At 40.0% G+C, this 26,641-nt stretch carries 18 protein-coding genes; 10 read left to right on the top strand and 8 right to left on the bottom strand.

Annotation, left to right across the window (positions count from 1 at the left end):
- Positions 1 to 114: 114 nt before the first annotated feature.
- From AC504W_RS16710 to AC504W_RS16680, 7 genes are all read right to left on the bottom strand, one after another.
- Positions 115 to 354, bottom strand: a complete 240-nt coding sequence (locus AC504W_RS16710; RefSeq protein ID WP_494873405.1) for a hypothetical protein — start codon at positions 352 to 354, stop codon at positions 115 to 117.
- Positions 345 to 4,259, bottom strand: a complete 3,915-nt coding sequence (locus AC504W_RS16705; RefSeq protein WP_494873404.1) for a DUF2157 domain-containing protein — start codon at positions 4,257 to 4,259, stop codon at positions 345 to 347. Before AC504W_RS16705 ends, AC504W_RS16710 begins: the two co-directional genes overlap by 10 nt.
- Before the next feature lie 72 nt (positions 4,260 to 4,331).
- Positions 4,332 to 4,478 (bottom strand): hypothetical protein, encoded by a 147-nt coding sequence (locus AC504W_RS16700; protein WP_494879351.1) that lies wholly within the window; start codon positions 4,476 to 4,478, stop codon positions 4,332 to 4,334.
- Positions 4,479 to 4,613: 135 nt separating this feature from the next.
- Positions 4,614 to 5,456: a NifU family protein gene (locus AC504W_RS16695; protein ID WP_494873402.1), complete on the bottom strand. Its 843-nt coding sequence runs from the start codon at positions 5,454 to 5,456 to the stop codon at positions 4,614 to 4,616.
- 47 nt (positions 5,457 to 5,503) lie between these two features.
- Positions 5,504 to 5,728, bottom strand: coding sequence for a hypothetical protein (locus tag AC504W_RS16690; protein WP_096578188.1), 225 nt, complete (start codon positions 5,726 to 5,728; stop codon positions 5,504 to 5,506).
- A gap of 8 nt (positions 5,729 to 5,736) precedes the next feature.
- Complete coding sequence (locus AC504W_RS16685) at positions 5,737 to 6,003, bottom strand: asr0689 family protein (protein WP_096578186.1); 267 nt, start codon at positions 6,001 to 6,003, stop codon at positions 5,737 to 5,739.
- Between the two features lie 39 nt (positions 6,004 to 6,042).
- Positions 6,043 to 7,017, bottom strand: a complete 975-nt coding sequence (locus AC504W_RS16680) for a hypothetical protein (RefSeq protein WP_494879349.1) — start codon at positions 7,015 to 7,017, stop codon at positions 6,043 to 6,045.
- Between the two features lie 629 nt (positions 7,018 to 7,646).
- Between AC504W_RS16680 and AC504W_RS16675 the strand changes: the two genes are divergently transcribed.
- Entirely contained in the window at positions 7,647 to 8,609 is a 963-nt protein-coding gene (locus AC504W_RS16675) for an NADH-quinone oxidoreductase subunit B family protein (RefSeq protein ID WP_494873400.1), read from the top strand.
- A 57-nt stretch (positions 8,610 to 8,666) separates the two neighbouring features.
- The gene (locus tag AC504W_RS16670; protein WP_494879347.1) at positions 8,667 to 10,262 is read left to right on the top strand and encodes a nickel-dependent hydrogenase large subunit; all 1,596 of its coding nucleotides are present in this window, start codon (positions 8,667 to 8,669) and stop codon (positions 10,260 to 10,262) included.
- A 118-nt stretch (positions 10,263 to 10,380) separates the two neighbouring features.
- Here the strand turns inward: AC504W_RS16670 and AC504W_RS16665 are convergent, their stop codons facing one another.
- The gene (locus AC504W_RS16665) at positions 10,381 to 11,985 is read right to left on the bottom strand and encodes a glycoside hydrolase family 10-like protein (protein WP_494873398.1); all 1,605 of its coding nucleotides are present in this window, start codon (positions 11,983 to 11,985) and stop codon (positions 10,381 to 10,383) included.
- A gap of 42 nt (positions 11,986 to 12,027) precedes the next feature.
- Here AC504W_RS16665 and AC504W_RS16660 point away from each other — a divergent pair, with 42 nt between their 5' ends.
- From AC504W_RS16660 to AC504W_RS16625, 8 genes are all read left to right on the top strand, one after another.
- Positions 12,028 to 13,167, top strand: coding sequence for an acyltransferase family protein (locus tag AC504W_RS16660; protein WP_494873397.1), 1,140 nt, complete (start codon positions 12,028 to 12,030; stop codon positions 13,165 to 13,167).
- Between the two features lie 136 nt (positions 13,168 to 13,303).
- Complete coding sequence (locus tag AC504W_RS16655) at positions 13,304 to 15,139, top strand: alpha-amylase family glycosyl hydrolase (protein WP_494873396.1); 1,836 nt, start codon at positions 13,304 to 13,306, stop codon at positions 15,137 to 15,139.
- 469 nt (positions 15,140 to 15,608) lie between these two features.
- A complete protein-coding gene (locus AC504W_RS16650) occupies positions 15,609 to 18,593 on the top strand; it encodes an ATP-binding protein (RefSeq protein WP_494873395.1) in 2,985 nt (994 codons plus the stop codon).
- A gap of 49 nt (positions 18,594 to 18,642) precedes the next feature.
- The gene (locus AC504W_RS16645) at positions 18,643 to 20,427 is read left to right on the top strand and encodes a hybrid sensor histidine kinase/response regulator (RefSeq protein ID WP_494873394.1); all 1,785 of its coding nucleotides are present in this window, start codon (positions 18,643 to 18,645) and stop codon (positions 20,425 to 20,427) included.
- A 90-nt stretch (positions 20,428 to 20,517) separates the two neighbouring features.
- The gene (locus tag AC504W_RS16640; protein ID WP_494873393.1) at positions 20,518 to 20,952 is read left to right on the top strand and encodes a KTSC domain-containing protein; all 435 of its coding nucleotides are present in this window, start codon (positions 20,518 to 20,520) and stop codon (positions 20,950 to 20,952) included.
- A gap of 339 nt (positions 20,953 to 21,291) precedes the next feature.
- Complete coding sequence (gene ahr, locus AC504W_RS16635) at positions 21,292 to 22,293, top strand: NADPH-dependent aldehyde reductase Ahr (protein ID WP_494873392.1); 1,002 nt, start codon at positions 21,292 to 21,294, stop codon at positions 22,291 to 22,293.
- Between the two features lie 416 nt (positions 22,294 to 22,709).
- Positions 22,710 to 24,275 (top strand): AAA family ATPase, encoded by a 1,566-nt coding sequence (locus AC504W_RS16630; protein ID WP_494873391.1) that lies wholly within the window; start codon positions 22,710 to 22,712, stop codon positions 24,273 to 24,275.
- Positions 24,276 to 26,639 (top strand): WD40 repeat domain-containing protein, encoded by a 2,364-nt coding sequence (locus AC504W_RS16625; protein ID WP_494873390.1) that lies wholly within the window; start codon positions 24,276 to 24,278, stop codon positions 26,637 to 26,639. It begins immediately after the preceding gene.
- Positions 26,640 to 26,641: the final 2 nt, after the last annotated feature.

Genomic DNA, 26,641 nt, shown 5'->3' with positions numbered 1-26,641 from the left:
ATCAAAGACTCATTAATGAAGTTCCAAGACTCATTTACGAGTATCAAAGGCTCATTAATAAAGTTCCAAGACTCATTCACAAGTATCAAAGACTCATTAATGAAGTTCTAATACTCATTCACAGGTATCAGAGTGATTCGCATGATGGATAATTGTTTGTGCGATCGCATTTACGTATAATTTTTTTTCAAAATTACTCTCAGATAGATGCAGCAGTGTAGACTCGGCATTTAAAATCTCACAGTCATGAATGAGCAAGATTTGGATGTAGTGCGATCGCAAATTTTGAGTAACCCCAGAAATACCCACACATCTTGCACTTATCGTGTATGCCAGAAAACTAATTACTCCCATTCTTGAAATTCATTGCTGGTGTTGCGAAGTAAGCTATTAATTTGGGTGCGATGAGTTTCAAAGTTAGCAGCGATATAAATGAGTAAAATACCCAGTAGTAGCCCAATGACCCATTTTAAAAACGGGTAATTTAAGCTAAAAATTACTAATTGATAAATGCTGGTAATTAAAAAAGTAGCTGTCCCAACATAGAGAAAAGCCCGAATTCGCAAAGCTAATCCGGCAAAAATAGCAATGAGGCTGAAAATTCCAGGGATAAAAACTCTATTTTGATGAAAGAACAGCGCCCATCCACAAATGAAACTCATACCTATAAGCCGTAAAATGTGACGAGATGATTTATATTCAGGTAGTTTTAGCTGTGGATCAATTTGGGCAATGTATAACAGTGATAATCCACTGGCGGTAAAATACCACAAAGCATCAGTGAGATTTAATTGGTATAACCATTTAAATAATGCCCAATCAATTAAGGCGACGCTGATATATGTCACCCGAATATTCTCACTCACCTTGGCTAAGATGATGTAGAATCCGGCTACTATTAATAGGGTAATTGGGTAAATTGGTAGTCTGGTTTCCCATAAAATGATCAGTGGCAGAATGTATGCAGCAAGTTGCCAAGGTCTTTTTGACCAACCCCAATTTTCCCAGGGTAAGCTGTATAAAAAGTAGGCTATTAAACAAGCGATCGCCCCATTCCAAGGTACTAACGGCCCAGCTATCCACTGTCCCACGGCAGTTTCTCGCCAATAAACCCGCATACCCAATACTTGTAATAAGCCGAGGTAAACCCACATCTCTTCTGTGGTAATTCTGCCGAAAACACGCGGCGAATTGGTCGTACCTCGTCCTTGAAAGATGGCATACATAATTAATAATGCCCCTGTACCCAAGCCTACAAGGCGGTTACTGTGAATTGGCTGGGGAATGGCAAGGGTTAATAATACACTACTCCAAGCCCAGTGGAGATGGGCGATGCCTTGGATTTCTTGGCGGCTGAGGCGTAAGTATTGGCTTAACCAAGGTGATAGTCGGCTGTAAACAAGCATGATGCTTGTACCTAATGTTGACATGGCAATTAACCCATCACCTAATGCACCCCCTCTAGCCTGGGACATTTGATAGAACAATAGTTCATAAGCAGAAATTGATACACCAATAATGCCGAAGTACAGCAGAGGTTTGAAATCTGGGTGTCGTCTACCTACACCTATGACAATTAATGCGACACCCAAGGTAAATAAACCTGTCCACTCAGTAAAAGTAGTTAAACGCAGTAAAACACTAAATGCGCCATAGACTAAGGGCAAAATATGTAAACTGCTGGGAAGTTTTTCTGGGTGATATTTTCGTCGCCACCATTCGCCAAACAGTTGGGTAAATAAACCTAAAACGATATTAGCGATCGCCACTCTAATTGTCGAACGTTCCCCGAAGCTTAATACTTCGGCAATGAATAATTCCACACACCAACCAATAGCGTAAAATGCCCAATTTGTTGGTTCTCGCCAACTACGATAAGCAATAGCGACTAAAGTAATTGCACTGGCAACTAAATACCAAACTCCTGGGGTGACGGTGGCTTGATAAACTAAGACTGAGTGTAGTGTCAGGGTGGATAGTACAGTACAACATAAAGCGATCGCCCATTTATCACTAGCTTCTGCATAGATAGCGGCTAATTCATGGTTGCGTTGTTGCAATACTTTCCGCATTAACCATAAACTCAAAGTGGCGATCGCACCAACTACTAACCAACCTGCAACAGCGAGGCGGGGTAAGCCTGGTATACCTTCCCACAACAGCGCCGCCACAAAACTCAATCCTAAACCAATGGTAAAGGCGGCAGATCCTTCATTTCTTAAATAGCGGGTATTGAGATACATGACACCCGTACCCACCGCCAAACCAATAAATCTAGTTCCTGGTAGAAGTATAGTTAAAAACTGCACTGCAAACACAGCCAACCCACTCAATAAAGCCCTGATGGTGCGGGGTTTGCCTGTGGTGCGACTCGCTAAAAAAGTCAAAGATAAGGGTGTAATTAACCAAATCGCGCCCCAATATTGTTTGTTAACAGTGGCATCAAAAAATAAACTAAAACTGACGATGGATAATACTAACCCGAAATGCCATGCACTACTTTGCCAGCCACCATTACCGCCGAGACTAAATCCCCATTCTGCCACCATCACAACTGAGATAACAGTTGCCCAGAGATAATGGGGGAGAGTGGGGAAAAACCAGTCTATTACCGAGAAAAGTGCCAGTAACCCGATGAAGTGAGTCAGGTAGATTAAAGGCGTGGAAGATGGCGAACGGCGTTTGGTGACAACAATTAAGGTGATGGTAGAAAAAACTAGATTTAGCGATCGCAAAGTAGGATTAATTGTGGCGATGGTCGTTAAACTAGTGCCAAATAATAGTGCGAGTGCTTCGCCAAAATTTGCCAAATCTCGTTTCTCGGCGTGACGCAAGCGATCGCAAAACCATACCATAAAGATTAAATAAGGAAATAATGCCAAACTCAGCAACGCCCAAGGTTCATTTTGCGCTTGCGTAAGATTTGTGGCAATTGCGATCGTCCATTGTCGCGTTCCTGGTGGTACTAATCGCCAACCCAGCCAAATTGACTGTAAGCCGATAAAGAAAAGCGCCGCTAAATCAATGTGGTGACTATATCTCTGCAAACGCTGACTGACATACCACAAAGCCAAACCACTCACAGCCAAAGCTTGCCCTGGATAATCTGCTACGGCGACAGCCCAACCGAAGAATAGTAAGATTCCACCCAATAATTCCCAAAAAGTATTGAGTGCTGGGTGCTGAGTATTATATACCTCTACCCCCTGCCCCCTGCCTCCTGCTCCCTGCTCCCTGCCCCCTGCTCCCTGCTCCCTGCTCCCTGCCTCCTGCCCTCTGCCTTCTGCCTCCTGCACCAACCAAGTAATCAACCAACCACAGACACCAATGGCTAAACCCAGTTGCGTAACATTTACCCCAGCAACAAAAACTGCTCGTGACAGCAGTACTATCAACGCATAAACAATAACAGTAGCAAATAAACCCAGTTGATTTTCGGTGTTGATGCGTTGTTGGCGACGAATGTGATAGACAGTCAGTAGAGTTGTGCCAATCATCGCTGTATATACAGCAATTAAAGGAAAAACGTTGATTTTCCAACCCCAATGTAAATAACTCAGCGCCAGAATATTGATGAGTGGTAATTTGCTGATGCGGGAGTTGGGAAAAACTGTACGGTTGTTGCAGAGTAAAACTGTAATGAAAGTTAGGGTAGGGGCAGCGATCGCTACTGTCAACCAATTAAGAGGATTCTGCCACAACCCGAAACTATCCATTGCCCAAAAATTCACAGGCACGAGAAATAAGGTGACAATTAATAATGTCTGAGTGGTTAATCTCAGATTTTCTTGTCTACCAGTCCAAAAGCTTAAACCCCAAAAAGTTAAAGTATAAGCAAATAACACCCCATACTGTCCCGCAGCCGGAAACCTTTCCCACTGACTTGCAGCTAATACGCCAGAGGACAGCACTACTAAAAATACACCTAAAAATAGCAGCCAGCGAACACTCAATTCTTCTCCCAGAGATTGCAACATCCTCGTTACAAAATTTGGTTGAGAAGGTTTTTTGGGCGGTGCTGGCGAATAAGCAATTAATGGTTTTTCTTGTCTTGCAGTTACACCTGCTACCAATGGTTTAAGTTCGACTTGCGGCTGTAACACCACTGTACAGGAGAGATACTCTCGACACAGCTGCTTAACTTGGGCATCAGAAATCAAACCTAAGCGTAGCCACAAATCTAATCCCTCCAATAATTGTGGATGGGAGGATGGTAGCGTCAGGTTAATTTTTAACGGGCGCTCTGGAGATGATGACATAAGCAGCAGCCGTGTAGGTATATACTTAAATCGTGGTTTGGGTAAAGTATATCTTGGCTCAACTTGTGCCAGTTAGTAGAGCGATCGCCAGAATGTTTTAAGGTGAGTTGGATGAATCTCTCCCCAACCCCTCTGTCTTGAAAAGTTTTGCGCCGGGAAACCCGGACGCGCAACGCCAGTTGCTTTATGCCGGGGAACCCGTCCAACGTACTGGCTCAACTTTTCGCTCCGACGCGGAGAGGGGCAGAAATTTTTTGCGTTTTCAACAAAAAAATTAGGGTGTCAAAGCCTCTCTCCGTTTCGGGGAGAGGTTTGGAGAGGGGTTTTTAACATCCGTCGAACTCATTCCCTTTATCATCGAGACAATTTCACAAACACCTTCTCACCCTTCATCTGAACTGGATATGACTGTAAAGGGACATCAGCCGTCAAACATTCCCCAGTCTCTAGTTGATATTGAAACCCATGTGCTGGACAGGTGATGATGCCATTTTCCACCTTCCCAGTATCCAGAGGTGATGCGAGATGAGAACAAGCGTTGCGGTAACAGGTAATGCGATCGCCTTGCCGATATAAAATTAGTGTATGTCCCGCAACCTTAGTCGCAAATATGCCTAAATCTGGAATTTGCTCCACAGTTGCTACTCGTACCCAAGCAGTTGTAATGCTGGGAGCAAAGGGACTAGTTAAACCAGTATTAGTATTATCTACCGCAGGGCGATCGCTTACCGCAACAACGTTAGTAATTTCTGGACAATAATTCTTAATTGCTTTTTCTACTCCCTGAGATAATGTCAAATGAGAAGCTGGACAACTGCTGCAAGTTCCGATTAACCTAACTTCTACAGTATCCGGTGGTTTAAAAGCGACTAATTCTATATCCCCATTGTGACTTTTTAGCCCTGGACGTACTTCTTCTAGGGCGGATTGAATGCGTTGTAATATTGGTGGGAGTGGTGGTTTAACTAAGTCGTGATACAGCAAAACTGCATACACAACTTCATCATCCACAGCATGACGTAAAGCTGAAATAGATTCTTGTTTGAGGCTTTTAATCAATCGTGTCAGTGCTTCTTTATGCAAAGCTTCAATCGCTCGTTTCAGACCGACAGCTACACACCTTTGACTTTCATCCCACTCAGATATAATTGCCTCAAAGCGGTTAATTTCTTCAACGAATTCTTCGAGGTTGGTCATTAACAAAAGTATGAAGTGTGAAATTATTGTGGCTGTTAGCTACTTAATTATTTCATTTTGAAATCTTTAAGTAGAAAGGGCATTAAAATACCCGTAATTAAGCTAGACACAGTTATGGGAATACACAAGGGAATATCTGCTTGGGCAAGTGCTATTAGTGATAGCAAACCAACGCCAATTCCAATTGATGTTTGTTGCACAAAATGCAGAGGTTCGCGTATTAGCTTGCCTTTGAAGAATAATTTGGCAGAATACCAACCTAATTCAAACATTTTCTCTCCTAGAAAGTTTTCAACAAAGTTAATAAAGCAAATCCTAAAAGAATAGCTGGAATAGCACCAGCCGGGGCAAACATTGCTCCCAACATAGCCGAGAAAGAATAACCAATATCTTTACCAGCTAATATCATTCCACCAATTGCACCGCCAATCATCGAGATGATTGTTGCTATGATTAACCACACTAATGCAGTAACTATATTCAGATCACTAGATACCATACTCGTGAGAAAATCACTCACACTAAAATTGCTCAATAACTCACTCATTTTTTCTTCCTTTGCGGTTCGTTAATAAATCTGGTAAGCCTAGCTAATAGCCCTAATTTCTATCTCTACATCTTTTAATGCCTGCACGACTAACTCAGCTTGTTCCAACTGTTGATGTTCGGTGAAAATAGACCAAGCTTCTTGATAGTAATTTTGGGCTTGTAAAAGATTTTTAGAATTACCTAATTCTGGGTTTTCCGGATAATCAGGTAAGTTGAATAAAGCATTAGCTTTGTTGGAAATTGTGTTAGCATATTCTAGAGGTGTATCTCTAGAATTACGCACTTTTAACGCTTCATTGTATGCGGCGATCGCCTTTAAATTATTCTCTACAGGATGAGAACTAACTAAATACTGCAAAGCATTCCCCAAGTTGTTTTGCAACATAGCATATTCTCTGGGATGGTCAATCAAATTAATATGCTTTAAGGCAACTTCAAATGATTGCACTGCTAACCCCTGACGTAAATATTCCCGTTCTGAGGCCATTGGCATCGAAAGGTAGGCGATCGCAATATTGTTGTATAAAATCGCGTAATCTTGCGGGTAATCTTCCCAGGTAAACACCCGCAAAGCTTCATGATAAGCCTGGATACTATCACTAATTCTGGCTAAGTTATAGGTTGCTAGAGATTGCAACACCAAGCCAAAATTCATCTGCGCCTCCGCCACCTCTTCCGGCGTGGCTAACTCTTGTAAGATTGGTAATGCCTCTTCATAACCAGCCTTAGCTTGCAGCAGCAATTCCGTATCCGCGTGGGGAATTATTTGTAAAGTCCCAGCCATCCCCACCTGGGCTTTAGCCTTCAGCAAAGGATACTCCTCACCAGACATTTCATAAGCCCGATAATATAGCCCAACAGCATTCCGCAAATCTTGGGCAGTTTTTGGCTTCTTTTGAAAACCTTGTGCCATTTCGATTAGCATCTGGATTTTTTCTGCTGTCGTTGCTGACTCTGAAGCGATCGCTGCCACAGCTGCTTTCACCGCCGAATCTGTAATGCTAGGTGTCATAATTACCCTACTCTAGCTATTAAAAAAATTACTCGATTCATGCCCTCGAAATACACAAAAATTTCCTCACTACCAAAGGCTATTAAAGTGTGAAGTATGAAGTGTGAAATAAACACATCCATATATTTAGTTAGACAGCAACTAATTATGGGCAACTTATTGATGCTGTGGTTTGCAGTGACACATCAAAGTACAAATTTTATACTTCAGACTACCCTACGGGTACGCCAGAGGCGAACAGACTTCATACTTTCTTCCCCAATTTCCTTACTATAAAACACTCTATTTCCAAAATTCTAGAGGGTAATTAACAATATTATTATCAAATTACAACACGAAATTCATAATAATTATTTTTTGTATCATCAGTAAACAAAATATATATTTAACAGATAAAAATACCTAGTTTAATGCCTTCTATATGCCTCCGCTTATCTGCATGATATCTTCCGAATATCCACAAATAATTATTTTTTATTTAAGAAAATAAAAATAATCTAAAAATACATTATTGTAAAAGATAAACATCAAAAACAGGTGAGACTCTACAAGCGCCGTAGACGCAAAGCGGCTTGTCGCCAGACATCGCCTGCATCATATCTGAGAAAAAATAAACCAACACATAGCCAATGACTAACGTACTCTGGCTGCAAGGTGGTGCCTGTTCAGGCAACACCATGTCGTTTCTAAATGCCGAAGAACCGACAGTCTGTGACCTCATTGCTGACTTTGGCATTAAGGTGCTTTGGCATCCTTCCTTAGGATTGGAACTAGGCAACAACTTACAAACCCTATTATGGGACTGCATTTCCGGCAAAATCCCTTTAGATATTTTGGTATTTGAAGGTAGTGTAGTAAACGCCCCCAACGGCACAGGTGAATGGAATCGCTTCGCCGATCGCCCGATGAAAGATTGGTTAATTGACCTAGCGCAAGCTGCCAGCTTCATAGTTGCTGTCGGAGATTGTGCTACTTGGGGCGGAATTCCCGCAATGTCTCCCAACCCCAGCGAATCCCAAGGCTTACAATTTCTCAAACGTCAAGAAGGTGGCTTTTTAGGTAAAGACTTCCGCGCCAAATCTGGCTTACCTGTAATCAATATTCCCGGATGTCCCGCACACCCTGACTGGATAACGCAGATATTAGTGGCGATCGCTACCGGACGCATCGGCGATATTGCTTTGGATGAACTAAATCGTCCCCAAACCTTCTTCAACACTTACACCCAAACAGGCTGTACCCGCAACGTCCACTTTGCCTACAAAGCCTCAACCGCCGAATTTGGTCAACGCAAAGGCTGTCTCTTCTACGACTTAGGCTGTCGCGGCCCCATGACTCACTCATCCTGTAACCGCATCCTCTGGAACCGCGTCTCCTCCAAAACCCGCGCCGGAATGCCGTGTTTAGGTTGTACAGAACCAGAATTTCCCTTCTTTGACCTCAAACCCGGAACCGTATTTAAAACCCAAACCGTCATGGGAGTTCCCAAAGAACTACCACCAGGAGTCAACAAAAAAGACTACGCCCTCCTCACAATGGTCGCTAAAGATGCAGCCCCACCTTGGGCAGAAGAAGACTTTTTTACAGTTTAGTCAATAGTCTAAAGCTTTTGACTATTGACCATTGACCATTGACTATGGACAAAATAAATGGGAAAACAAACATTAGATATATCACCCGTCGGGAGAGTCGAGGGTGATTTAGATGTTCGCGTGGAAATTGCCGACGGCTATGTAGTCAACGCCTGGACTCACGCCGAACTCTTTCGCGGATTTGAAATCATCCTCCGTGGCAAAGACCCCCAAGCTGGATTAATTGTTACACCTCGGATTTGCGGTATTTGCGGTGGTTCTCACCTAACTTCTGCATCTTGGGCGTTAGATACAGCCTGGGGTACAGAAGTGCCACGCAACGCCATCTTAGCTAGAAACCTTGGTCAAATTGTCGAAACTATCCAAAGTATTCCGCGTTACTTTTATGGATTGTTCGCCATTGACTTAACCAATAAAAACTACCGTAGTAGCCGCTTCTATGATGAAGCAGTCCGCCGCTTTTCTGCGTTCACCGGGAAATCTTACGAACTCGGTGTGACCATTTCCGCCAAACCCGTAGAAATTTACGCCCTCTTGGGTGGTCAATGGCCTCACTCTAGTTACATGGTTCCTGGTGGTGTGATGTGCGCCCCCACCCTCACCGACATTACCCGCGCTTGGGCGATTTTAGAATACTTCCGCACCAACTGGTTAGAACCTGTATGGTTAGGCTGTTCTTTAGAACGCTACGAAGAAATTCAGACTTACGACGACTTCATGAACTGGTTAGATGAAGACATCAAACATCGTGAATCTGACTTAGGCTTTTATTGGCGCATGGGTTTAGATATTGGTTTAGATAGATATGGCGCAGGTGTAGGTAAATACGTCACTTGGGGATATTTAGCCCACGAGGATAAATACCAAAAGCCCACCATTGAAGGGCGGAATGCGGCGATGATTATGAAGAGTGGCGTGTATGATAGCTTCACCGACACGCACACCTTGATGGATCAATCCTTCGCCCGTGAGAATTTAACCCATTCTTGGTACGATGAAGGGACAGCAGATATTCATCCAGGCGATCGCACTACAAAACCTACTGCCAATAATACAAAAGACTTCGACAATGCCTATTCTTGGGCAAGTGCAGTCCTCCACAAAGACTTCGGACGCTTAGAAGCAGGCCCCTTAGCGCGTCAGTTAGTTGCGGGTGGTAATCACGGCGAATCTTGGCAACATCATGACGGTTTTATCTTAGATGTATTCAAGAAAATGGGCGGTGCAAATATTCACGTCCGTCAATTAGCGAGGCTTCACGAACAAGTTAAACTATATCGCCAAGCCGAACATTGTCTGCGTGAATTTGTATTAAACGACCCTTGGTATATCAAACCCACAGAAAAAGACGGTAAAGGCTGGGGTGGAACCGAAGCAGCGCGGGGTGCTTTGTGTCACTGGGTAGACATAGAAGGCGGTAAGATTAAGAATTACCAAGTAATTGCCCCTGGTACTTGGAACATCGGCCCCCGTGACGGTGAAGGTAAACGCGGCCCAATTGAAGAAGCTTTAGTAGGGACACCTATCAAAGATCCAACAGACCCTGTAGAAGTTGGACACGTCGCGCGTGCTTTTGATTCATGTTTGGTGTGTACAGTCCACGCCCACGATGCAAAGACAGGCGAGGAGTTGGCACGTTTTCGGACAGCGTAAGTTTAAACGCAGAGAGTTTGTTATGAGTGAGTATGGCTAATGGCTAGTTAATATTTATCTATTAAGTGCTAATAATCACAGCCAACTGCGCTTAAAACAACCTCTGCGATTTTCTTACCTAATATTGTGGCATTTCCACAATGGCGCTTGTTCCTTGAATACCATAACGAGTCACCGCAGAAATAGCGACATCTTCAACTTGGTTATTATTTAACAAAGTTGAATTCTGCCCAGTCGGTAAAATATTGGTATTCCATTCATTGCCTGTTTTGGTTTGCACAACCCATAACCAAACAGGCTGTTTACCTGTGGGTTGCCATCTCAAAACTGTTTTAGTGCCAGTGACATCTTTTTCTAGGCTCACCTGGGGTTTTTCTGGGGGTGTATTATCTAACCAAGGTGATGAAGGGACTAAGGCCGAATGATGATAAACATCTTGTGGTAATAAATCGGCTATTCCGCCGCGATTTTGCAGCAGAGGTTTCATACTAAAGTGAATATTGCCATCTGAACCAGTACGTCCTTGAGTGGTTTTAATTTGATAGACAATTTCTTTAGCAGGCCAGGCTGTACTACTATTTTGACCGATACGGCTAGTAAAAATTCCTGGCCAAATGTGGCGAGATTGAGTGTTTTGTTCTATCCACCAGTTCAACAATACAGGATAACTTTGTTGTGCCTGTTCAATTTTCCAATAAAGTTGGGGTGAGAGATAATCTAACCAGCCATTCATTAACCATTTGCGAGAATCTGCATATAGTTCTTGATAAGCATTAAAGGCTTTGTTATTGCCTATTTGGCTGGGAAATCCTGGTTGCCAAATACCAAAAGGACTAATACCAAATTTCACCCAAGGTTTAGTACTTTTAATGCTCTGGTAAAGCCGTTGAATTAATGTGTTGACATTTTCTCGCCGCCAATCATTGTGGTTTTCTGTACCTCCTGATTTTTGATATTTTTGCCAACTGATTTCATCAGGAAAATCAATAGTTTTATTTCTCCTATCTTTTTCAGGATAGGGATAAAAGTAATCATCAATGTGAACGCCATCGATATCATATCGATTCACAACATCCATAATTACTTGAACTGTGTAGTCTTGCACAGCTTGTTCTCCTGGGTCTAACCAGAGATATTTGCCGTAATGTTTGACTAATTCTGGATGGGTTTTGCTGATATGATTTGCGGCAACAATCGATTTTCCTTGGGGATGACGAGCGCGATAAGGATTAAACCAAGCGTGTAATTCTAGTCCACGTTTATGGGCTTCTGTTACTGCGAAAGCTAAGGGATCATAATAAGGCGCGGGTGGTTTACCCATCTGTCCAGTTAAAAACTCCGACCAAGGTTCTAATGCAGATTGGTATAAGGCATCACAACCAGGACGGACTTGTAAAATTACGGCATTGAGTTTTAATTTGGCCGCGCGATCCAGTATTGTAATTAGCTCTGCTTGTTGTTGGCTGGTGGTTAAACTCGGTTGAGAAGGCCAGTCAATATTGGCGACACTAGCAACCCAAACACCCCGAAATTCTCTGCTGGGTGATGGGGGGACGATAGCGACTGGCTGAGTTGAGGAGTTAGCCATTTGGACTGGAAGCAGACATAACGCAACAGCTAGGAGAAAGTAGAGAAGAAACTTGATGTTTCTAACTAGATGATGATTTTTCCGATGCTGTGCTAAACGTAAAAATCCACTAAGAAAAATGTCTTTGATGTTCACAAAAATTTTGGAGGAGCGTTTAACAGATTAAACTATAACGTTATGGAAAATTCCTCTACACCCTCTACGCGCCTTGCTTCCCTCGATGTGTTTCGGGGAATGGCGATCGCCTCTATGATTTTAGTGAATAATCCCGGTAGTTGGGATTATGTTTATCCGCCTCTCGACCATGCCGAATGGCACGGTTGCACACCGACAGACTTGGTTTTCCCGTTCTTTTTATTTATCGTCGGTGTCGCAATGCCGTTTTCTTTCGCCAAGTACACCCCAGAAAATCGCCCTACGGCTACTGTCTATCAGCGCATTCTCCGCCGGGGACTGATATTATTTGCCCTTGGCTTGTTCCTGGCGTTGTTTTCTTTAACCCTTGATTGGTTAATTAAAGGTATACCTCCCAATTTCAGCACCCTGCGAATTATGGGAGTCTTACAGCGCATCAGCCTCGCTTATGTATTCGCAGCAATAGCAGTTCTCAACCTTTCTCGCCGTTGGTTGTGGATATTATCAGCCGTTGTCCTCATTGGGTACTGGTTAGCAATGCAATTTATCCCCGTCCCCGGTTTTGGCGCAGGGAATCTCACTCCTGAAGGTAATCTTGGCGGTTACATCGACCGGATAATTCTTGGCAAACACATTTATCGTAGTGGTTCTTTTGACCCGGAAGGTTTATTTAGTACTTTGCCAGCAGTTGTTACCGTCTTTTTAGGCTATTTTACAGGTGATTGGTTGCGAACTCAGCCAATTAAAAGCCGCACTAGTATCAATTTAGTAATTTTTGGTTTAATTGCTCTTGTGATTGGATTATTATGGGGATTTTTGTTTCCTATTAATAAACAACTATGGACAAGTTCTTACGTTTTATTTACTGCGGGTTGGGCATTACTAACTTTAGCTTTGTGTTATGAACTCATAGAAGTCCGTCATTTTAGACGGTGGGGACTACCATTAGAAGTGATGGGGCTAAATGCTATCTTTTTGTTTGTTGCTTCTGGCATATTTACCAGAATCTTACTTAAAACGAAGATTGGCAGTAGCACAACTTATACCTGGATTTATGAACACTTATTTCGCCCGTGGGCTGGGACGTTTAATGGTTCGCTAATATTTGCCATAGTTATGGTTTTATTTTGGTGGACGATTCTTTATGGAATGTATCGTCGGCGTTGGTTTTTTAAGATTTAGTAGAGGTAAATCGCTGTTCGCCCCATAGATATAAAACCATAAAAAATTCCTCAGTCATCCGGAATTGAAAAATTGAGCTTTGTAGCTTTCCGTATCCACACAGCAATTATTCAGTCATTAATCTGAAAATACGGAAATGGCAGTAAAGCAACTATCACAACTAAATTTAGCTTCTTATACTTCCAATAAAACATTTTATCCATCCCCAATTGCTTGGGAAGATCAGGTGTTTTATTTTATGATGCTCGACCGATTTTCTGATGGTAAGGAGAATGGATATAAAGATAATGCGGGAAATGTTGTTTCCAATGGTGTAACTCCCTTATTCACTGGTGAGCAAAATAATGCCACACGCACACCAGAAGGTGCAGAGCGTTGGCGAGAAGCAGGTATAAAATACGTTGGTGGGAATCTTAAAGGACTAACTAGTAAAGTCGGATATTTAAAGCGTTTAGGCGTTACCGCCATTTGGATTAGTCCGATTTTCAAACAGGTATCTTTTCAAGATACATATCATGGCTACGGTATTCAAGATTTCTTAGAAGTTAACCCTAAGTTCGGTAGCAGTGAGGACTTGAAAGAGTTAGTGCAAACTGCTCATGCCAATGGTATTTATGTAATTCTTGATATTATTCTCAACCATTCTGGTAATATCTTTAAATACGCAGCAGGTGATGTTAACTATAATGGCACACCTTATCAAGTCAAAGGTTTTAATGACGCAACAGGTCAACCTAGCATTCCATTTCGTAAAACTGACCCCAATAATCCTGCTACTTGGCCTCAAGAAAATGACGCAATTTGGCCAGTAGAATTTCAAGACCCATCTTTATATACCCAAAAGGGACGCATTAGAAATTGGGATGGCTATCCCGAATTTTTAGAAGGCGACTTTGAGGATTTAAAAGATATTCGTCATGGCTTTGGCGGACTAGATGATTATGTGATCTCTCCGGCTTTAAAATATCTGGCTCAGGCGTATAAATATTGGATAGCCTACGCCGATATTGATGGTTTCCGCATTGATACTGTCAAACACATGGATAAAGGTGCAACTCGAATTTTTGCTTCGATGATTCATGAGTTTGCTCAAAGTATTGGTAAGGAAAAATTCTTTTTAGTTGGTGAGATTACTGGCGGAAGACAAAGAGCATTTGAAACTTTAGAAGAAACAGGTTTAGATGCGGCTTTAGGTGTAGATGACATTCCTGACAAACTTGAATATTTAGTGAAAGGATATCGCAACCCTAAAGATTACTTTAGTTTATTCCGCAATTCTTTGCTGGTGCAGAAAGAATCTCACATTTGGTTTAGAGATAAGGTCGTGACGATGTTTGACGACCATGACCAAGTGCGTAAGGGACAAAACAAAGCCAGATTTTGTGCAGATAAGGACGCTGCAAAAGTAGTCCTAAATGCTTTAGCGCTAAATGCTTTAACCCTGGGAATCCCTTGTATTTATTATGGGACAGAACAAGCCTTTGATGGTCATGGAGATAGCGATCGCTATTTACGTGAGGCTATGTTCGGTGGAGAGTTCGGCGCATTTGGGACTAAAGGTGTTCACTTCTTTAATGAAGAAAATTACGTCTATCAAGAAATCTCCAAAATTCTCAAAATCAGAAGCGAGAAAAAAGCCTTAAGTCGTGGTCGCCAATATCTCCGTTCAATTTCTGGTGATGGTGTCAACTTCGGTTTACCGCAGATAATTGGTAATGAAATTCGTTCTGTTGTACCTTGGTCTCGTATTCTCAGTGATCAAGAAATAGTTGCGGCTATTAACACCGACTATAACCAAGCTCGTGAAGCTTGGGTAACTATTGATAACGAATTACACAATGAAGGTGATTTCTTCACTTGCATTTACTCCACCGATAAACAACAAGTAGGACAAAAGGTGAAAATTGAAGCTAGGAATGGTAAAGCCGTGAAAATTGCTGTTCCCGCCGCTGGGTTTGTAATTTACGCATAAATTTCTGTTAATTGCTCGAATTTATTTCCTCTGAGAGCGCATATATGTATATGCGCTCTTTTTTTATTGGTATTGATGGAGCGATCGCAGTGTTCAAATTTTTGTCACTAAAATCTTTATCTAATAAATATTCTATGCAAAAATATCAAATTTGAATACAAAAATTAATCCTACATCAATATGAAAATATATATAATTCCTAACCTAGGTGGTGAGCAAAATATGAGTACTGACTTCATTTTCTAGGTAACTACAGGCCTCAAACATAGCAGTTTTCAAGCACATCAAATACGCCACCAGCTTTGTCGCGCACCTTCACGCCACTTGCTATAACTTTGGGAATCAAAGTAACGCCGTGGCGACCCTTAGCAAGGGGAGGGTTGGAGAGGGGTAATTTTGTACCGCACCAGAGTTAGAAACGCTATCAACTTTTTTATAATCGCAGTATATCAAAAAAATAAATTTCAAAATGTTGAATTCAGACACAATTGATATCATTGACTGTACCCATGAGCCAATTCATATCCCTGGTTATATTCAGCCACATGGTTTACTTTTAGCTTTAGAAAAAACACAGCTAAAAATTATTCAAGTTAGTGAAAATACTGCTCAATTTTTTGGTATATCCGCAGCAGATTTAATTGGTAAAGATTTAAGTTACCTTTTTTCATTAGAGCAAATCCAGTTAATTAATGATTATCTCCAACAAGAAATTTTAACATTTGTCCATCTGTTTGAATTAAAATCTCAACTGCATAACATTGGTGGAGAAAATTTTCCGAAAGTGTTTCTCGGAATTATGCAGCGATCGCACAATGTTTTAATCTTAGAATTAGAACCACATTCTTATCCAAAAAGTAGTCCATTCCTGGGATATTATCATCTTTTAGAAACAACAGTTTCTCAGATAGTTAGGGCTAAAAATTCCTCAGAACTATTTCAAATTATTGTCAAAGAAGTTAGAAGAATTACTCAATTTGATCGAGTCATGCTTTACAGATTAGAAGCAGACTACAGCGGAGTTGTGATTGCTGAAGATAAACAAAGCCATCTAGAAAGTTATTTAGAACTACACTATCCAGCATCTGATATTCCAGCCCAAGCTAGACAACTTTACTACGAGAAATGGTTGCGGATGATTCCCGATATAAATTATCAACCAGTACAATTAATTCCGCCCCATATATCCTTAGATCTGAGTGGAGCAACACTAAGAAGCGTCTCACCCTGGCATATAGAATACTTGCAGAATATGGGGGTTACAGCAACTATGTGTATCTCTCTAATTAATCAAAATAGGCTTTGGGGTTTAATTGCTTGTCATAATTACACACCTAAAAAAGTTGATTATGAGACACGCAAAATTTGTGAATTTATCGGACAGTTTGCCTCAGTTGAATTACTCAATCAGAAAGAACGGGCATTAAATTCCTATCGCCAACAAGTTAAAGTAATTCAAGAACAACTTAGGCAAGCATTATCTAATAAATTAGAATATATCGGCAATGTCTTCCAACGCAACGAGTCCAATTTATTAAATTTAGTCCAAGCTCAAGGGGTCGCCATATTATTAGAAGAACAACTAACACTAATTGGTCAAACTCCTGCTGAACCCGAAATGAGAAAGCTAATAAATTGGCTTTCTGAGCAAAAACCCCCAGAAATTTTTTCTACTGATTCTTTACCACAACTCTATCCACCAGCTAAAAAATTCAAAGATAAAGTTAGTGGCATTCTCGCAATTTCAATTTTCCTTAATCAAAGGTCTTACCATATTATTTGGTTACGACCTGAGCAAGTGCAAACAGTTAATTGGGCTGGTAATCCTCATACATCAATTTCTGTAGCTGCAAATAAGACTTTGCGTCTAACTCCACGTAAGTCATTTGAACGATGGAAACAAACAGTTCAAGATAAATCCTATCCCTGGCAAAATTTTGAAATTGAAGTTGCACAGGAAATGAAAAATAACCTGATGTTGGCAGCACTAGAATTTTCCCATGTAGCGCTTCAACAAGCAGCTGAACAAGCAGAAATTGCCAACCGTGCTAAAAGTCAATTTTTAGCGAAGATGAGTCATGAATTGCGTACGCCACTCAATGCTATTTTAGGTTTCACCCAAATTATGACCCGGAATAGTTCTTTATCTCAAGATGATAAAGAGCATTTAGATATTATTAGCCGTAGTGGTGAACATTTATTAGCTTTAATTAATGATGTTTTAGAAATGTCAAAAATTGAAGCTGGTCAAATAACTCTAAATGAAAGTTGTTTTGATTTGTATCGTTTGATTTACTCAATTCAAGAAATGTTTGCCCTGAAAGCCTCAGATAAGGGATTAAATATCATTACTGAGTTAAGTTCAGAAGTAAATCAATATGTTTGTGGTGATGAAGGTAAGCTCAGGCAAATACTGATTAACCTGCTAGGCAATGCTATCAAATTTACAATTGTTGGTCATGTGGCACTGCGAGTATCTTATGCTGATCATGCTTCATTTTCCGAAGAATCAGACAAGATAACTGTAGAATTTGCTGTTGAAGATACTGGCCCAGGAATTGCCAATGAGGATTTAGAGTTAATCTTTGAAGCATTTGCACAGGCTAAAGGTGGACGACAGTTTATGCAGGGTACTGGCTTAGGACTAGCCATTAGTCGTCAGTTTGCCAGATTAATGGGGGGTGATATTCGCACTCACAGTGTTTTAGGTCAAGGCTCAACCTTTACTTGCAGCGTGCAAATGACTGTTGTAGATAAAGTGGATGTTTTGCCTTCAACACAATTAGCCAGGCGAGTCATTGGTTTAGAACCTGGTCAACCTAAATACCGTATTTTAATTGTTGAGGATGTTTTAGAAAATCGTCAGTTGATGGTAAAACTGCTGAAGTTTGTTGGCTTTGATGTGTGTGCAGCAGAGAATGGTTTAACAGCTGTTGATATCTGCAAAGCTTGGCAACCGCATCTCATTTGGATGGATATACAAATGCCTGTGATGAATGGTTACGAAGCAACTAAGCAAATTCGCGCTCATACTCAAAGTAAAGTTTTAGCAATTATCGCTTTAACGGCGAGTGCTTTTGAAGAAGACAGACAAGAAATTTTGCAAGTAGGCTGTGATGATTTTGTTGCCAAACCTTTTGAAGAAACGGTTCTATTTGACAAAATGGCGCAATATCTTGGTGTGCGTTACATTTATGCCGAAAATCAGCAACAAAATCCCCCAGAATTAAAACACCAATCTCCAAAATTAACTGTATCTGATTTAGCAGATATGCCAGCAAATTGGATTGCTCAAGTTCATGAAGCGGCACTGATGATAGATGATGAAAAACTTTATCAACTTTTCCAAGAAATTCCGGCAAACAAGGCTCAAATTGCGGCTGCATTGAAAGATTTAGTAGATAACTTCCATTTAGAGACTGTTATTAACTTGACTAAAGCAATCTTAGATTAATTTCTGGTACTCTTCTCTTCATCATGCAGTTACATCTGATTTTTTAAATATGGACTTATCTAACTCATCTTCTACTCATTCTGCTTTAATTTTGCTGATTGATGATACCCCAGATAATCTACGTCTGTTAGCCAAGATACTTGAGTCTAAGGGATTTAAAGTAAAAAAAACTGTTAGCGGTAAAATGGCAATTCAGGCTGCACAAATAGAACCACCTGATTTGATTTTATTAGATATTAATATGCCCGAACTCAATGGCTATGAAGTTTGTCAACAATTAAAATTACAAGAAAAAACCGCTAACATTCCGATAATTTTTATTAGTGCCTTAGATCAAACTATAGATAAAATTAAAGCTTTTGAGTTAGGGGGAGTAGACTATATTACTAAACCTTTTCAAGAGTTGGAAGTGCTGGCGCGGGTGCAAAATCAATTAATTATTTATCAGCAGCGGCAATTACTAATAGCGCAAACTCAACATTTACAGCAAGAAATTCAAGAGCGTCAACAAGCACAAGCAGCTTTGCAAGCACTCAATAAAAGTTTTGAAAAACAAATTATCGAACGTACTGAAGAATTACAAAAATCTCTAGAATTTGAGGCAAGATTAAAACGAATTACAGATACAGTTCGTGACAGTTTGGATGAAGGACAAATTTGGCAGGCAGCAGTGGCAGAGTTGGTAGTTGGCTTGGAACTAGATTGTTGCTATGCAACTATTTGTAATAATGATTTAAAAACTTGTGTTGTTGCTCATGAATATAGCAATACTAGTGATATTGGTTGGGGTATTAATTGTATTAAACAAGTAAAAAACTGGGTGGGATTTCCTACAAAATTGCGGACAGAACACTGCACTCAATTTTGCTGGTACTTTCTCAATAGTGATAATATATATGAGCGAAAATATGCTATTTTATTATGCCAAATTTTTGATGATCAAAAAATTTTAGGTAGTTTATGGTTGTTTAAATCAGTAACAAAAGCCTTTGATGAACTGGAAGTAAGGCTAGTCAAACAGTTAGCAAATCAATGTGCGATCGCGCTGCGCCAAGCTCGACTTTATCAGGCTGCTCAAGCACAAGTTGAAGAGTTACAACGACTGAATCAACTCAAAGATGATTTTCTCTGTTCTATCTCTCATGAATTACGCAACCCCATCGCTAATATTCAATCATTTATCCAGTTATTAGAAACAGAATTAACGAGTATAAAACAACATAATCACAAGGTATCCCAATACTTGACAATTTTATACGAAGAGTCAGAAGGCGAACTTCAGCTAATTCAAGATTTACTGGATTTGCAATATTTAAATGCTGAGTTTTATCCCTTACAATTAACAACTATCAATTTGGCTGATTGGATTCCCTACACAATCGAAGTATTTATAATTCAATCTCAACAACAGCACAAAAATTTGCAAGTTCAACTGGCTCCTGATTTACCATTACTAACTACCGATATATCTAGCTTGAGCCGCATTGTGCGTGAGTTAGTCAAAAATGCCTGTAAGTACACGCCTCCAGGCGAAAATATTACAGTCACTGCTCATCAACAAGATGATCAGCTGCATCTTTGCGTAGTTAATTCTGGTGTAGAAATTCCTGAAGTTGAACTATCTCGCATTTTTGACAAATTCTACCGCATCCCCAATATGGGACATTTAACTGCTGGAGGTACTGGTTTGGGGTTGGCTTTGGTGAAAAAACTAGTAGCACTTTTAAGTGGCTCTATTGTTGTCGAATCACGCACCAGAGAGATTTGCTTTACCGTGGTGTTACCACTGCTTCCCCATATTCATGAAGACACGGTAAAAGAACTTGACGACTAAATATTTTTACAGTACAAATATACTAATTTAATTTGCTGATTATGTAAATATATTACACTCCACCACTACACCAGCAGGAGAGCCAAGTTAATGAAGCTATCGAAGGTAGACTTGAGCAGTTTAGTAGCGATCGCTCATTCTGAAGGATACTTGCAGTTATTGCTTGATAGAGGTGATGAACTGGAATTTTTAGAAATTCCAGCACCAATAGAAGCTTACGAAGGTTTGCAACACTTGAATGAGATTGTGGCAGAAACTGCAACACTTCCTATTGTAGAAGAACCAATTGCGATGCTACCAGTTAGCTCATCAATGGCGATCGCAGTTGGGTATAATGAGAGCGATCGCATTTTACAAGTAGAGTTTCACAACGGTGCAGTCTATCAATATGCAGAAGTTGAGCCAGAAACTTGGGAAGATTTACATGAGGCTGACTCTGTTGGTGAGTTTTTCAATGAAGAAATTAAAGGCAGATATCTGTCGGAACGCATAGATAATATAACCATAGTAGTAAATAATTCGTGAATCAAAAGAACCCCGACTTTTTAACAAAGTCGGGGTTTTGATTAGCATTAGGGACTTCCAGAGAAAAGAGTGTAACCCTTGTCTGGGAATCTAGTTTACTCGCCCGATGTATGAAACAGATGATATACAGGCTCAACATGACTTGTTGAACGAAGTTTCTACATTAGTAGCTCGACATATTATCCAAGAATCTAAGAGCTTTAACTCCAGACAATTTCGCCCAAGCTTATGCTCATTGAGAATCTGGACGAGCGATCGGCAAGTTAGTTTTAACCGGATTTGCACAATAATACAGATTAGTTCTTGCAACAATTGATATTTAAACAGGAAAAATTAAACATGATTCATGCTTATGCAGCCAAAACAGTAGGTGCAGCACTAGAACAATTTGAATACGATCCAGGTGTGCTGAAAGACCAAGAAGTGGAAATTAATGTTGAATATTGCGGACTTTGCCATAGCGACCTAAGTATGCTCAAAAATGACTGGGGTATCAGTCGATATCCCTTTGTGCCTGGCCATGAAGTTGTGGGAACGATCGCAGCTGTTGGCGATCGCGTTACCACGCTCAAAGTCGGTCAGCGTGTCGGATTGGGGTGGTCTTCCCATTCTTGTATGCACTGCGAATATTGTATGTCCGGCGATCACAACTTATGCCTAACCCTAGAGCAAACGATTATCGGTCGTTATGGCGGATTTGCTGATAAGGTACGCGCCCATGAAGAATGGGTGATTCCTCTGCCAGAAGCAGTTGATCCTGCTAAGGTGGGGCCGCTGTTCTGTGGAGGTGTTACCGTGTTCAACCCCATTGTTCAATTCGATGTCAAGCCAACTGATAGAGTTGGTGTAATTGGGATCGGAGGGCTTGGACATATAGCATTACGATTTCTAAAAGCTTGGGGATGTGATGTCACGGCATTTTCAACCAATCCAAATAAAGAGTCTGAAGCCCGTGAGTTAGGCGCTAATCACTTCATAAACTCCCGCGATGCCAAAGCGATCGAGTCTGTTTCCAACTCGTTTGATTTGATTCTCTCAACAGTAAATGCAGATTTAGATTGGGCAACGTACATTAATGCACTGCGCCCCAAAGGACGGTTACATTTTGTGGGAGTCGTACCAAACCCAATTCAAGCTTATGTGTTTCCTTTAATTGCTGGGCAAAAATCCATATCGGGTAGCCCTACAGGTAGCCCGATAACAATCGCAAAAATGCTCGACTTTGCTGCGCGTCATGGCATTGAACCTGTGACAGAAACTTTTGATTTTAGCCAAGTAAATGAAGCGATCGCTCATTTAGAAGCAGGCAAGGCTCGTTATCGAATTGTTTTAAAGCATTAGAAATAAAGAAGCCATGCAAGAAATTGAACATAAAATTTCACGTTTGACTAATTTTGGTCAAGAGAATTTACCAAACTTAGGCAAGTGGTTTGTTGATATTTGTTAAGGAGCAACGTAATTGTTAGAAGTTAAATAACGGTTTTTCTTGCAATAGCCATTCTCCTCACTGCGTTCTTTTATTGTTGAGTGCAGAGATTTATTTTGGTGGGAAAGAGCAGTTGCCTACAGCAACTGCTCTCTTCCCTTCAGAATGATGATCATTTTTAGAAGTTGTATACCTTATATTTAAATTTAGCTAGTTACCTCTAAAATTATGTTAAATTATATACAAAAAACTTATATAAGTATAATCTTAGTTCAAGAAGGGTTATTGTATAGTTTAGTTTATTTTTATCAGTAGTCTTTAAGTATAAACTATGATAGAGTTTGCTGTCATTACTTCAGTAATTAAGAAATATGCGCCTCAAGCTAGTCAAATAATTATTAAACAAGCTCAAAAAAACGAAGCTGTTATTAAAGTTTTACAAGAATTAAAACTCAATCCTACTCAAATTATTGATGACGTTGATACTGTTTATGCTTACACACTGGTAAAGTATGGCGTATTTAAACCAGAAGCAATTTTAAACTTGTTGAGAGAGAAAGTAATTAAAGATTTTTTTTGGGATGCTTATAGTAATAATGCTGGTTTTGGGTTTGTAGAAAATACCAAAAAATTTCTGAATCAAAATAGCGAACTCAAAACACAGATTATTCATAGTAAAATTAATTTTTCGGCGGAATTAGAGGAATTTGGCGAAACTTTTATTGCAGTTGCCAAACAAACTAAATCATCTAAATATCAGCCTTATCCAGATTGGAATCTAGATGTTTATCCCAAAGAGTTTAAAGCCTTAATTTTTGAAAAAACGCGCCTATTTTGTGGGCGTGATTTTGTGTTCAAAGCTATTAATAAATTTTTCGCCACTCAACCCAAAGGTTATTTTACTGTGATTGGGGATGCAGGGATGGGAAAAAGTGCGATCGCAGCTAAATATATTTCGATGATCAAATGTCCTTGTTATTTTAATGTATTCGCAGAAGGACGCAATAAACCAGAACAGTTTTTAGCTAACATCCGCCAACAATTAATTAAGCGGTATGCTCTACAAAACTCAGAAAATGCTGATTTAAGAACCTTACTGCAAAAAGCTAGTGAAGAACTCAAAGGGCAAAAACTTGTTATTGTTGTTGATGCACTGGATGAAGTAGAACAAGCCGGAAATAGTAATCTTTTAGATTTACCTCAAAATCTACCTGATGGGATTTATTTTTTACTGACTAGACGACCTTATACTCAAGAAACTAAACGTTTAACGTTGTCTCCTGATACGCCTGTGGATGAATTAGATTTAACAAAAAGTGATTATATAGCTGCGAGTCAGGAAGATGTCAAAGAGTATATTCAACTTTTTTTGCAGAATGATCATCAGCTGAAAGTTTGGATTAGCGATCGCCATATTTCAGAAGAGACTTTTACTCAGGAAATAGCTGTTAAGAGTGAAAATAATTTCATATATTTACGCTATCTATTACCGGGAATTTCTGAAGGTAAATATAACGATTTAACTTTAAAAGGATTACCCCAAGGTCTGCAAGATTATTATACAACTCATTGGCAGCGGATGGGGATGAATAATGAATCTAATGAACAAAAGGTGAAAATACTTTATATCTTAGTAGAAAGAGGTGAAGCAATATCTCTCAGCATGATTGCAGAAATTCTTGATGAAGATGAATATAATGTGAAATCGGTGTTAAATGATTGGGTTGAATATGTAACACCGACAGTCAATGTAGAAGAAGGAAAAACTTACTATAGTATTTATCATCGGAGTTTCTTAGAGTTTCTCAAAGGGCAAGATAAATTAGGTAAAGGACGCAAACTGTTTAGAGAAGTTAATAAAATTATGGCTGAGTATATGCTCAATGAGATGGCATAAATGAGTAAAATTTCTACTAAATTAGCCGCAAAATCACCAGAATTTCAAAACTTGTTTATGGGTCAATTTCCTGAAAAACAATTAAAAGCAGGAAACTCGGCAATATATTATCAAACTCTCACAGATTTTGATTTTATTGCTCTCAAAATTCAAGATCCGCACTTTGGAGTAGAAGCCCTGATTAGGGATTATGATTTGATTGATGATCCAGAGATATTAGCGAACTTAGAAGCAGACGAAAAACTAGATCCAGATAAAATCAAAACTCTGAAATTAATTAAACGTGCTTTACAGTTATCCGCCCATGTTTTGAATCAAGATAAAACCCAATTAGTCGGGCAATTATGGGGAAGATTACAGGCTTTCCCGCAGTCAGAAATCCAGACAATATTAACAGATGCAGTCCAAAGTAAAAGTGAAATTCCGCGATTCCGTCCGACTACAGCCAGCTTAACTACTCCAGACGGAAATCTACTGCGTACCCTCACAGGACATAATCACTCAGTAAGTGCAGTAGCAATTACACCAGATGGTCAAAAAGCCATTTCTGCATCTGATGACAGTACCCTGAAACTCTGGGATTTAGAGACAGGAAAAGAAATTTTTACTTTCACTGGTCATTACGGCTGCGTCAATGCAGTAGCAATTACACCAGATGGCAAAACCGCCATTTCTGGTTCCGATGACCATACCCTGAAACTCTGGAATTTAGAGACAGGAAAAGAAATCTCCACCCTGACTGGTCATTACGGCTGTGTCAATGCAGTAGCAATTACACCAGATGGACAAACAGCAGTTTCTGGTTCCGATGACCATACCCTGAAACTCTGGGATTTGGAAACTGGTCAGGAAATTTTGACTCTCATTGGTCATGACAATTGGGTAAATGCAGTAGCAATTACACCAGATGGTCAAAAAGCTGTTTCCGGTTCTGATGACCACAACCTGAAACTCTGGGACTTGGAAACTGGGTTAGAAATATTTACCCTCAGAGGCCATAACAATTGGGTAAAGACAGTAGCAATTACCCCAGATGGCAAAAAAGCCATTTCTGGTTCTGATGATAAAACTCTAAAAATCTGGGATTTAGACACAAGTCAAGAAATATTTACTTTAACTGGTCATGACAACTGGGTAAGAACAGTAGCAATTACCCCAGATGGCAAAAAAGCCGTTTCTGGTTCTTATGATAAAACCATAAAAATCTGGGATTTAGAAATAGGAAAAGAAATTTTTACTCTTCCTGGCAAACGTTATAATAACGACGCTGCAAATATATTAGACATTACCCCAGATGGCAAAAAAGCTGTAAAAATTTGGGATTTAGCAATAGGAAAGTCCATCTCTATCCTTACTGGATATAACGAATGGGTAAATGCAGTAGCCATTACCCCAGATGGCAAAAAAGCTCTTTCTGGTTTAGATGATAAAACTCTAAAACTCTGGGATTTAGAAACAGATCAAGAAATCTTTAATCAAACAGGCCATAACGACTGGGTAAATGCAGTAGCTATTACTCCAAACGGTGAAAAAGCTGTTTCTGGTTCTGATGATAAAACTTTGAAACTCTGGGATTTACCAACAGGAAAGGAAATTTTTACTCTTCCTTTAGAAGCTTATGCAAATACAGGTCATAAAGGTTGGGTAACAGCAGTAGCTATCACTCCAGATAGCAAAAAAGCTCTTTCTAGTGCATCTGATAACACCTTAAAATTGTGGAATTTAGAAACAGGTCAGGAAATTTTCACCCTCACTGGTCATCAAGGTTCAATATGGGCAGTAGCTATTACTGCAAACGGTAAAAAAGCCCTTTCTGGTTCAGAAGATAACACCCTAAAATTGTGGGATTTAGAGACAGGAAAAGAACTCTCTACCCTTAGAGGTCATAGAGGTGCAATCTGGTCGGTAGCTATTACTCCTGATGGAAACAAAGCTATTTCTGGTTCTTGGGATAACACTCTAAAAATATGGAATTTAGCAACAAGTCAGGAAATTTTTACCCTCACTGGTCATACTTATCGAGTCAAAACAGTAGCAATTACTCCAGATGGCAAAAAAGCCCTTTCTGGTTCTGATGATAAAACTCTAAAACTTTGGGATTTAGAGACAGGAAAGGAAATTTATACTTTGACTGGTCATCAAAATTGGGTCAGATCAGTAGCAATTATCACTGATGGCAAAAAAGCCATTTCTAGTTCTGATGACAAGACGATAAAGTTGTGGAATTTAGAGACAGGAAAAGAAATTTCTACTTTTATTGGTGACACATCTATTGTGTGTTGTGCTGTTTCCCCAGATGGCTTGACAATTGTAGCAGGAGAACAATCAGGACGTGTTCATTTTCTGGTGTTAGAAGGTGATTAAAA

The organism is Nostoc sp. C96, assembly GCF_059384975.1.
The sequence above is the reverse complement of the archived record's forward strand: the minus strand, read 5'-3'. Positions and strand labels throughout refer to the sequence as shown.

Coding starts and splice junctions, on each gene's coding strand:
- AC504W_RS16710 (WP_494873405.1), bottom strand. CDS start 354: ATGGGAGTAATTAGTTTTCTGGCATACACGATAAGTGCAAGATGTGTG.
- AC504W_RS16705 (WP_494873404.1), bottom strand. CDS start 4,259: ATGTCATCATCTCCAGAGCGCCCGTTAAAAATTAACCTGACGCTACCA.
- AC504W_RS16695 (WP_494873402.1), bottom strand. CDS start 5,456: ATGACCAACCTCGAAGAATTCGTTGAAGAAATTAACCGCTTTGAGGCA.
- AC504W_RS16690 (WP_096578188.1), bottom strand. CDS start 5,728: ATGTTTGAATTAGGTTGGTATTCTGCCAAATTATTCTTCAAAGGCAAG.
- AC504W_RS16685 (WP_096578186.1), bottom strand. CDS start 6,003: ATGAGTGAGTTATTGAGCAATTTTAGTGTGAGTGATTTTCTCACGAGT.
- AC504W_RS16680 (WP_494879349.1), bottom strand. CDS start 7,017: ATGACACCTAGCATTACAGATTCGGCGGTGAAAGCAGCTGTGGCAGCG.
- AC504W_RS16675 (WP_494873400.1), top strand. CDS start 7,647: ATGACTAACGTACTCTGGCTGCAAGGTGGTGCCTGTTCAGGCAACACC.
- AC504W_RS16670 (WP_494879347.1), top strand. CDS start 8,667: ATGGGAAAACAAACATTAGATATATCACCCGTCGGGAGAGTCGAGGGT.
- AC504W_RS16660 (WP_494873397.1), top strand. CDS start 12,028: ATGGAAAATTCCTCTACACCCTCTACGCGCCTTGCTTCCCTCGATGTG.
- AC504W_RS16655 (WP_494873396.1), top strand. CDS start 13,304: ATGGCAGTAAAGCAACTATCACAACTAAATTTAGCTTCTTATACTTCC.
- AC504W_RS16650 (WP_494873395.1), top strand. CDS start 15,609: ATGTTGAATTCAGACACAATTGATATCATTGACTGTACCCATGAGCCA.
- AC504W_RS16645 (WP_494873394.1), top strand. CDS start 18,643: ATGGACTTATCTAACTCATCTTCTACTCATTCTGCTTTAATTTTGCTG.
- AC504W_RS16640 (WP_494873393.1), top strand. CDS start 20,518: ATGAAGCTATCGAAGGTAGACTTGAGCAGTTTAGTAGCGATCGCTCAT.
- ahr (WP_494873392.1), top strand. CDS start 21,292: ATGATTCATGCTTATGCAGCCAAAACAGTAGGTGCAGCACTAGAACAA.
- AC504W_RS16630 (WP_494873391.1), top strand. CDS start 22,710: ATGATAGAGTTTGCTGTCATTACTTCAGTAATTAAGAAATATGCGCCT.
- AC504W_RS16625 (WP_494873390.1), top strand. CDS start 24,276: ATGAGTAAAATTTCTACTAAATTAGCCGCAAAATCACCAGAATTTCAA.